This window comes from Actinomadura sp. HBU206391 (assembly GCF_014323665.1).
Lineage (GTDB): Bacteria > Actinomycetota > Actinomycetes > Streptosporangiales > Streptosporangiaceae > Actinomadura_C.
Genome location: NZ_JABVEB010000076.1, coordinates 19,123 through 27,981 on the forward strand (window position 1 = coordinate 19,123; position 8,859 = coordinate 27,981).

Consider the following 8,859-nt stretch of genomic DNA (forward strand, 5'->3'; position numbering starts at 1 on the left):
CTCCACGGCCCGCCGGCGGCCGTCAACGCAGGTGGAAGAAGAAGAACACCCTCGGAACGTAGCGCGCGTGGCGGCCGGGCAGCCACTGTTTTTCCGGCCCCGCACGCGCCGCGTGTCGGGCCCTGCCGCGGGAACCCGGTGCTTCGGAATTGACGCGTAGGCAATTCCCTACGTATGTTTGCCCGCCATGGACACTGTGGACGTCTTCGCCGCGCTGGCCAGCCCGGTGCGGCGTGAACTGATCCACCTGCTGCTCGACGGGCCGCATTCGGTGAACGACCTGGCCTCGCACTTCGAGATGCGACGCCCGAGCGTCTCCGAACATCTGAAGGTGCTCCGCGACGCCGGGCTGGTGAGCGAGCAGCGCAGCGGACGGCAGCGGCTCTACCGGCTGGAGGCGGGTCCGCTGATGGAACTGTCGCAGTGGCTCACGCCGTACGAACGGTTCTGGCGAGAGCGGCTGACCGGACTGCGCGAGCTGCTCGACGAGACCGAAGAGGACGAGAGGGGTGGGGCGTGACGCCCATCATCGAGGCCAGGGGCCTCATCAAACGGTTCGGCCGGGTCGAGGCGCTCAACGGCCTCGATCTGGTCGCCGAGCCGGGTCAGGTCGTGGCGTTGCTGGGCCCCAACGGGGCGGGCAAGACCACGTTCGTCCGGTCGCTGGCCACGCTGGTCAGCCCGGACGCCGGCACCCTGCGGGTGGCCGGCATAGATGCCGTACGCGAGCCGGACCGCATCCGGCGGGTCATCGGCCTGGCCGGGCAGTACGCCGCCGTCGAAGGGGCGATGACCGGCCGGGAGAATCTGGAGATGGTCGCGCGGCTCTTCGGCCTGGACCGCCGCCGCGCCAAGGAGAGCGCGGCCTCCGTTCTTGAACGCCTCGCTCTGACCGATGTGGGCGACCGGCTGGTCCGTACCTACTCTGGTGGCACGCGCCGTCGCCTGGACCTCGGCGCCAGCCTGGTGGGCGCGCCTCGGCTGCTGCTCCTGGACGAGCCGACCACCGGGCTGGATCCGCGCAGCCGCGTCGAGTTGTGGGACGCCATCCGAACGCTCGTCTCGGGCGGCACCGATGTGCTGCTGACCACGCAGTACCTGGACGAGGCCGATCGTCTCGCCGACCGGATCGTGATCATCGACCATGGACGGGTGATCGCCAACGGAACCCCCGGCGAGCTGAAGTCCCAGGTCGGCCGTGACCTGGTGGAGATCCACGTCCGTGACCAGGCCGCCATCGATCCGGTGCGGCGGAGCCTCGACCTGCTCGGCCACGGCACCGTGCACACCGATCCCGCCGCCCTTCTGGTGACCGTGGACGTCGACAACGGGCCGGAGCGGCTCATGCAGTCCGTACAGGCGCTCGTCGATCTGGGCGTCGACGTCGACGACATCGCCCTCCGCCGCCCCACCCTCGACGAGGTCTTCCTCAACCTGACCGGCGCGGCGGCCGAACCCGTCATCGAGAGGAGCGCCCGGTGACCGCCTCCACGCTGCCCGGGAACGGTTCGAGTCTCGCCGTCGGCACCTGGATGGTCACCCTGCGCGGGCTGAAGAAGGTGCTGCGGTCACCGCAGATCATCGCGCTCGGCATGGTGCAGAGCGTCGCCTTCCTGCTGATCTTTCGGTATGTCTTCGGAGGGGCCATCGGCACCGGCGGGATGCGCTATGTCGACTACATGGTCCCTGGTCTCCTGACGGTGACCGGCCTGTTCGCCGGCATCGGCGCCGCCTCGGCGGCCGCCGAGGATCTCAAGGAGGGGTTCTTCGACCGGCTGCGGTCGCTGCCGATGCCTCGCACCGCCGTCATCGCGGGCCAGGTGATCTCCGAGACCGCACGCGTCACCTGGATCCTGGCGATCACCACCGGGCTCGCCTTCGCCACCGGGTTCCGGACGCACGCCGGCTGGGGTTCCGCGCTCGCCGCGCTCGGGTTGTGCGCCCTTTTCGGTTTCGCGTTCGTGTGGGTCTTCGTGACGCTGGGCCTGCTCAGCGGCAGCCCGCAGGCCGCGCAAGGGTTCGGTTTCCTGGCGCTGCCGCTCAGTTTCGTCTCCAGTGCCTACGTTCCGGTCGAGACGATGCCGCGCTGGCTCCAGGCCTTCGCCGAGCACCAGCCCGTCACCGTCATGATCGACGCCGTCCGTGCCGTGACCCAGGGCGGCGCGGCCGAGACGCTGCTGGGCCACTCCACCGGTCACTATGTCGCGCGCGCTCTCATCTGGACCGCAGCGATCATCGGAGTTTTCGGCACCATCGCCGTGACCCGTTTCCGCAGGCCATGACTCCGGGCCGGGAGAACCAGATGATGTACTCGACTCACAGAGGCGGACGCAGAAGCACGGACCAAGGCAGCGGCACAGGCGCAGCGACGGCGGCTGCGACTGCGTCGGCGGCTGCCGCTGCGGCTGCGTCGGCGGCTGCCGCTGCGGCGAGAGACGGGGACCGAGGGCGGAGATGAGCGGCCGACGTGGATCGATCGAGGTCGATGAGTTCCTGCCGCATCCACCGCGCAAGGTATGGCGGGCGCTCACCGATCCGGACCTGCTGGCCCGCTGGCTGATGCCGAGCGACTTCAAGCCCGTCGTGGGTCACCGGTTCACCTTCACCACCCGGCCAATCCCCTCGATCGAGTTCGACGGGACCATCTCCTGCCAGGTCCTCGAACTCGACGAGGAGCGGCTGCTGCGCATCAGCTGGGGCGGCGGCTCGCTCGACACCACCGTCACCTGGCGGCTCGCGGCGGAGGGGCACGGCACCCGTCTTTTCGTCACGCACGCCGGCTTCGACCTCGACGACCCCGTACAGGCCTTCGCGTTCCGGGGAATGGGCAGTGGCTGGCGCTCGAACGTCATGCGCGCGCTCATCAAGGTCCTCGCCGAGCCCTGACCCGCCACACGCCACGGCACACGCACAAGTCCACCGATGGAACGCGAACAACTACATGATCACGGCAGAGAAACCCCTGGCGTGATCATGCACTTAAGCGCAGCGGCCCCCGTCTCTGAGCTTCCATCCCCGCCGCTCCGCCAACCCTGGTCACTCGCACGCGAACAACTGCATGATCACGACGGGGATGGCTCCCTCGGTCACGCCGCTCGCGGGCCGGCCAGCCGGGAGAGGTTTGTCGCAATTTCGATCATCTGCTCGTCGTCCGGCCTCCAGCCTCGGTCGAGCAGTGCCGTGACAAGGGCGGTCAGGAACGGCCCGGGGCGCACGAGCGCGTCCACACTGGTGATCGGGATGATGACCCAGCCGTGGTGCGCCTCCAGCCAGCGCCGACGATCTTCGTCGTTCGCCCGGGCCGCGGGAGTGCTGTGGTACCGCTCGCCGTCGTACTCCACTCCCACCCGGTAGTCCTCGTACCCCAGGTCGATGAACAGCGGGTAACCGCGCGGCCCCATCACCGGGATCTGAGTGCCCGGTCTAGGCAGGCCGGCGTCGATGATGCGGACCCTGCTCCAGCTCTCGCCCGGTGATTCGGCGCCTCGGTCGGCCGTGGCCAGGACGTGCCGAAGCAACCTCGCGTTGCGCTCGCCGGCCAGCCGTGCCGCCATCTCGCCGAGTCGGCCCGGATCGACGTTGCGCCGAAGGAACTGGTCGACCGCCGCCACCGCCTCGAGCCTGGGCAGCCAGCGCCCGCAGTCCATGGCCGTACGCTCCATCGAGGTCACCCGCACTCCAGACACCTCGGTCACTTCGGCTGGCGGCAGTTGAGACAGCCTCACCTCAATGCCGGGCCGCCGCGGCGGGGTGCGGTCTGGTGGCACCACCAACTCGACCGGCCAGCGCGCGGCGTCCACCCCCGGTGGTAGGACATCGAGCCCCCACAGCCAGGCCGCCGTACGGCGGGCCACGGCACTGTGGAGCGGTAACAGCCGACTGATCACCGACGCGCGCGCCTCCAATGAACCGATCCGATCCGGGGACAGGTACGCGCCACGCGTGATGGGCGCGAGAAGCCCGTCACGTACACGACGTGACAGCAGGCCCTTCGAGATCCCTCGTTCGGCCGCCTCGCTGAAGGTGAGTCCATCCATGGGCCCACGATGCGTCCCATCACCACGGCCACGACAGAGGGCCCACGCCATCTGTGGACACGCGCAGCACCTGCCGATCGCACAAGCACCGACAAGTACCACGAAATCGGGCCCCGATAGCGCGAACAACTGCATGATCACGGCGGGGAAAGCGCCTGGCGTGATCATGCACTTGGGCGCTTATGCGCCACCGCTCTGCGGCCCCACCCCGCCGGTACGCATCACCGCACCGCCCACACGATCTTTACCACCCACCCGATTTCGGACAGACCCGACTGCTCGGCTCGCCGCGGGCGGGCGCGGGCCTGCGTGGGTGGTGGACGGCGCGTTGGTGGGGGCGGGTCAGCGGAAAACGATGGTCTTGTCGCCGTTCAACAGGACGCGGTGCTCGGAGTGCCAGCGGACGGCGCGGGCGAGAGCCAGGCACTCCATGTCGCGGCCGACCGCCATGAGCTCCGCCGGCCCCTGGGTGTGGTCGACCCGCGCGACCTCCTGTTCGATGATGGGCCCCTCGTCCAGGTCGGGCGTGACGTAGTGCGCGGTCGCGCCGATGAGCTTCACGCCGCGCGCGTGAGCCTGGTGGTAGGGCTTGGCGCCCTTGAAGCTCGGCAGGAACGAGTGGTGAATGTTGATCACCTTGCCTCGCAGCTTGGCGCACAGATCGTCGGAGAGGATCTGCATGTAGCGGGCGAGCACCACGAGGTCGGTCTGGTAGTGCTGGACGAGCGCGAGCACCTCGGCTTCCTGCGCGGCCTTGCCGCCGGGCGGCACCGGCAGGTGGTGGTAGTCGATCCCGTACGACTGGGCGAGCGGCCGCAGTGCGGGGTGGTTGGACACGACCGCGGCCACCTCGATGTCGAGCAGCCCGGACCGCTGCCGGTAGAGCAGGTCGTTGAGGCAGTGCCCGCCTTTCGACACCATGATCAGCACTCGGGGCCTGGTGCGGGTGTCGTGCAACCGCCAGTCGATGGCGAACTCGGGCATCAACGCCGCGAAGGCGCCGCGCAACTCGTCGTCCCCGGTGCTCCCTGCCGTCTCGAACTGCACCCGCATGAAGAAGCGGCCCGTGTCGCGGTCGCCGTACTGCTGGCTCTCCAGGATGTTGCAGTCACGCTCGGCCAGCACGCCAGAGACGGCCGCGACGATCCCCGGCCGGTCCGGGCACGACAGCGTCAGGACGTATTCAGTGCTCACGGTTCACTCCCCTGGAGGTCAGATCGTCTTCACGTCCTGAGGCGGACGGTGGCCAAAGCCGGTGTCGTCCCGGCGGGCGTACGCCACAGAGCGGCAGATCACCGCCCCTGGCCACATCCGCGTGGAGCATCCAGCGTCAGACCCACGAGCTTACTTCCCCGGCACCTGCAAGATCACGACACCGGAGGCGTACGGGGCAGGTGTTTCACGTCGTGATCAGAGGGGGTTCTGAGCTGCGCTTCCACGCCTCAAAATGAAGGTGAACACTCCTCATATTTGGTCAATTTGTGGCACTCTGACCTGCATGGACCTCCGGCAGCGCTACGACGCCACCACGTCCGGCCTCGAGCCGCCCTTCGCGGTCGTCGACCTGGACGCCTTCCGCGCCAACGCCGCGGATCTCGTACGGCGGGCGAAGGGCAAACCGATCCGGTTGGCGAGCAAGTCGGTCCGCTGCCGTGCCCTGATCGAGCGGGTTCTCGCCATGGACGGCTTCGCGGGGATCATGGCGTTCACCCTGCCCGAGGCGCTCTGGCTGAGCGAGAAGCGGGTCAGCGACGACATCCTCGTCGCCTACCCCACCACCGATCAGGCCGCACTCGGCAAACTGGCGGCCGACGAGCGAGCCGCCGCCACCGTCACGGTCATGGTCGACTCGATCGAGCACCTCGACCTCATCGACCAGGCCACCGGAGGCCGTCCGATCCGGGTGTGTCTCGACATCGACGCCGCCTTCCGCGCACTCGGCGGCACCGTGCGCATCGGCGCCCGCCGATCCCCCGTCCACACCCCTCAGCAGGCCGCCACGCTGGCCGCGGAGATCACCGGACGGCGGGGCCTGAACCTGGTCGGCATCATGGCGTACGAGTCGCAGATCGCCGGCGTCGGGGACATCCCGCCGGGCCGGCCGGCCCGAGGGCGCATGATCCGGGCCATGCAGTCCCGGTCCCGCATCGAACTCGCCCGCCGCAGGGCCGCGATCGTCAAGGCCGTCCATGCCGTATGGCCGGACCTGGAGTTCGTGAACGGCGGCGGCACCGGCAGCGTGGAGATGACCGCGTCCGAGCGGGCCGTCACCGAGGTCGCCGCAGGGTCCGGGCTCTACCAGCCCCATCTGTTCGACCACTACTCCAACTTCCGCGGCCGCCCTGCCGCGCTGTTCGCCCTGCCCGTCGTACGGCGGCCGAGCCCCGGCGTCGTGACCTGTCTCGGCGGCGGCTACATGGCGTCCGGCCCCGGCGACAAGGTGCGACTGCCACAGCCCTACCTGCCGACCGGGCTCGCCTTCGACGGCAACGAGGGCGCCGGCGAGGTCCAGACGCCGCTGCTCGGCTCCACCGCCGACCTCCTGAACGTCGGCGACCGCGTGTGGTTCCGGCACACCAAGGCGGGTGAGCTGTGCGAGCGGTTCACCGAGCTGCACTTGATCGAAAATAATCGCGTCATCGGGGCCGTGCCCACCTATCGCGGAGAGGGCCACGCTTTCCTCTAGGACCCCTTCCTCTTCCACCCCCGTCCTCTGGCACGCCCTCCTCTGGCACGACCTCCTCTGGCACGCCTTCCTCTAGCACGCCTTCGTTGAGAGGGTGGGCTCATGAGCGAGACTGCGGATTCACCGGCGCGGCCGCCCTCGACCCCGCCTCTGGTCAGCGTGCGCGGCGAGATCGTACTCGAGGTCGAGCCCGAGATCGCCCAGCTGACCGTCTATGTCCATGCCCGGGACAGGGACCGGCGGCGTGCCCTCGAGCGGCTGACCGAGCGCAATCGCGAGTGCCTCGACCTGGTCAAGGGGTACGGCGACGCCGTCGAGCAGATCGAGACCTCCGGCCTGGCCATCTCTCCGATCATGCGGGACAAGCGCCGCGACGAGAAGGTCGACCGCTACCAGGGCACGGTGCACACCACCATCACGGTCGCCGACTTCTCCGTGCTCGGCGAACTCGTCACCCGGCTCGGCGAGCTCGAACTGGTCAGCGTGCACGGGCCGTGGTGGGCGCTGCGCCGTGACAGCGACGTCTACCGGCAGGCCGCGCAGCAGGCCGTGCGCGCGGCCGTCGCCCGGGCGAGGGACTACGCCGACGCGCTCGGCTGCCGGCTGACCGGCCTGGTTCAGCTCTCGGACGAGGGGCTGAGCACGGACGGCGGAGCACGCGAGCAGGTCTTCGGAATGGTCGCGGCCTCCGCCGCGCCGACCGAATCCGGCGCTCTGCCCGCCATCGATCTGGAGCCCCAGAAACAGGTCGTCCGCACCGCGGTCGAGGCGCGGTTCACCACGACCGCCCCCGAACTCTGAACCACTCCTCAGGGGAGAGGGACCCTCAGGCGATGCGGGCGAGCAGCTCGCGGGCCCGAGGGGCGAAGACGTCGTCGCCGCTCTCCACCGCTCGGTGCAGCAGGTCCCAGGCGGCCGTGGTGTCACCGTCCAGATGGCGGACCTCTCCGAGCCGGAATGCCGCCTCCCCCACCATCTCCGGCTCTTTGGTCATCGCCAGCGTCTGCTCATAGAACCGCACGACCCCCTCGCGATCCCCGAGCCAGTAGCAGAGCTCGCCGAGATGGGCGGCGGCCTGCGGCGCCTCGGAGGGATCGCCGGAATCGATGACCCGCTGAAACCACACCAGCGCCTCCGGCAGATCCCGCCGCCTCTTGGCGGAGGCACCGAGCAGCATGGCGGCCGGCACCGCCGTTCGGGGATCGCCGGCCTCGATCGCGCGCATGAACCATTCGCGCGCGAGCGCCTCGTTCTCCTCCCAGTAGCTCTGGCCCAGGCCGAGCATGGCTCTGGAGGCGAATTCGGCGTCGCCGTCGTCGACCAGCCGTTGGTAGACCTGACGCCCCTCCGTCGCCTCGCCCGCCTCGACCAGCGTGCCGGCCAGCGTGTAGAGGGCGTTCGGCTCGCCGCTCTCGGCCGCCCCGCGGAGCGTGCGCAGTGCCTGCTCGGTGTCGCCGCGTTCGCTCTGCATCACGCCGAGCACGGTGTGGAAGATCGAGCCCGCCGGCGAATCCGGGTCCGCCACCCGTGCCAGGGCGACGGCGTACGCGGCCGGCTCGTCGCCCTGCTCCCGCAGCAGGGTCAGCAGCCGCGAACCGGCGACGTGACGCAGCTGCGGATCATCGTGCTCGTGCAGCCGCTCGTAGCGCGCCCGGGCGTCGGCGCGATGCCCGTGGTCGGCGAGGAGATCGGCGAGATCGAGCTCCAGGAACGCGGCCCAGCCGGCGTCGAAGGCCATCGCGCCCTCGTAGTACCGGCAGGCGGCCGCGAGGTCGCCCGCAGCTGCGCAGGCCCCGGCGAACCTCTTCGCGATCTCGATCGCGTCAGCGTCCGTCTCCGCCGCGGCCGCGCCGGGGATCGCGGCCGCCGCGCGCGGACGGGTCCGGGCCATGAGCTCCAGCGACCGCAGCGCCTGTGCGTGGTCGCCCTGGTCATGGGCCTGGTGGGCGACGGCGATGATGTCGCTGGACGCCTCCCGTGCCAGGGCGATGAGGTCGGGATCCGCACCGGTCTCGATCACGGCGGCCCGGCCGAATGCCTCCGCGGCGCCGGCCAGATCCCCCTCCCCGCGCAACCACCGGCCCAGGCGGCCGGCGGCCCGGCCGATCGCTCGCGAGTCCTTCGAGTAGAGCGCCG

At 70.0% G+C, this 8,859-nt stretch carries 9 protein-coding genes; 6 read left to right on the top strand and 3 right to left on the bottom strand.

The annotated features are described in order from the left end of the window. Positions 1 to 187 precede the first annotated feature (187 nt). From HKK72_RS21470 to HKK72_RS21485, 4 genes are all read left to right on the top strand, one after another. The gene (locus tag HKK72_RS21470) at positions 188 to 520 is read left to right on the top strand and encodes an ArsR/SmtB family transcription factor (RefSeq protein ID WP_187236194.1); all 333 of its coding nucleotides are present in this window, start codon (positions 188 to 190) and stop codon (positions 518 to 520) included. Further along, positions 517 to 1,482 (top strand): ATP-binding cassette domain-containing protein, encoded by a 966-nt coding sequence (locus tag HKK72_RS21475; protein ID WP_187236195.1) that lies wholly within the window; start codon positions 517 to 519, stop codon positions 1,480 to 1,482. The genes HKK72_RS21470 and HKK72_RS21475 overlap by 4 nt, the downstream gene beginning before the upstream one ends. Beyond that, positions 1,479 to 2,282, top strand: a complete 804-nt coding sequence (locus HKK72_RS21480) for an ABC transporter permease (RefSeq protein ID WP_315987371.1) — start codon at positions 1,479 to 1,481, stop codon at positions 2,280 to 2,282. The genes HKK72_RS21475 and HKK72_RS21480 overlap by 4 nt, the downstream gene beginning before the upstream one ends. Before the next feature lie 172 nt (positions 2,283 to 2,454). Further along, a complete protein-coding gene (locus tag HKK72_RS21485) occupies positions 2,455 to 2,886 on the top strand; it encodes an SRPBCC family protein (protein WP_187236196.1) in 432 nt (143 codons plus the stop codon). Positions 2,887 to 3,086: 200 nt separating this feature from the next. Here the strand turns inward: HKK72_RS21485 and HKK72_RS21490 are convergent, their stop codons facing one another. Next, the gene (locus HKK72_RS21490; RefSeq protein WP_187236197.1) at positions 3,087 to 4,037 is read right to left on the bottom strand and encodes a type IV toxin-antitoxin system AbiEi family antitoxin domain-containing protein; all 951 of its coding nucleotides are present in this window, start codon (positions 4,035 to 4,037) and stop codon (positions 3,087 to 3,089) included. Positions 4,038 to 4,379: 342 nt separating this feature from the next. Next, on the bottom strand, positions 4,380 to 5,231 hold the full coding sequence (gene purU, locus HKK72_RS21495) for a formyltetrahydrofolate deformylase (RefSeq protein ID WP_187236198.1): 852 nt from the start codon (positions 5,229 to 5,231) through the stop codon (positions 4,380 to 4,382). A gap of 304 nt (positions 5,232 to 5,535) precedes the next feature. Between purU and HKK72_RS21500 the strand changes: the two genes are divergently transcribed. Continuing rightward, on the top strand, positions 5,536 to 6,723 hold the full coding sequence (locus HKK72_RS21500; RefSeq protein WP_187236199.1) for an amino acid deaminase/aldolase: 1,188 nt from the start codon (positions 5,536 to 5,538) through the stop codon (positions 6,721 to 6,723). A gap of 102 nt (positions 6,724 to 6,825) precedes the next feature. Then, positions 6,826 to 7,524 (top strand): SIMPL domain-containing protein, encoded by a 699-nt coding sequence (locus tag HKK72_RS21505; protein WP_187236200.1) that lies wholly within the window; start codon positions 6,826 to 6,828, stop codon positions 7,522 to 7,524. 25 nt (positions 7,525 to 7,549) lie between these two features. Here HKK72_RS21505 and HKK72_RS21510 read toward each other — a convergent pair. After that, on the bottom strand, positions 7,550 to 8,859 hold a 1,310-nt coding region (locus HKK72_RS21510; protein WP_187236201.1), incomplete at its 5' end, for a tetratricopeptide repeat protein.

Excerpts from the sequence above, each read along its gene's own strand:
- HKK72_RS21490 (WP_187236197.1), bottom strand. The coding sequence starts at position 4,037 with ATGGATGGACTCACCTTCAGCGAGGCGGCCGAACGAGGGATCTCGAAG.
- HKK72_RS21485 (WP_187236196.1), top strand. The coding sequence starts at position 2,455 with ATGAGCGGCCGACGTGGATCGATCGAGGTCGATGAGTTCCTGCCGCAT.
- HKK72_RS21470 (WP_187236194.1), top strand. The coding sequence starts at position 188 with ATGGACACTGTGGACGTCTTCGCCGCGCTGGCCAGCCCGGTGCGGCGT.
- HKK72_RS21505 (WP_187236200.1), top strand. The coding sequence starts at position 6,826 with ATGAGCGAGACTGCGGATTCACCGGCGCGGCCGCCCTCGACCCCGCCT.
- HKK72_RS21500 (WP_187236199.1), top strand. The coding sequence starts at position 5,536 with ATGGACCTCCGGCAGCGCTACGACGCCACCACGTCCGGCCTCGAGCCG.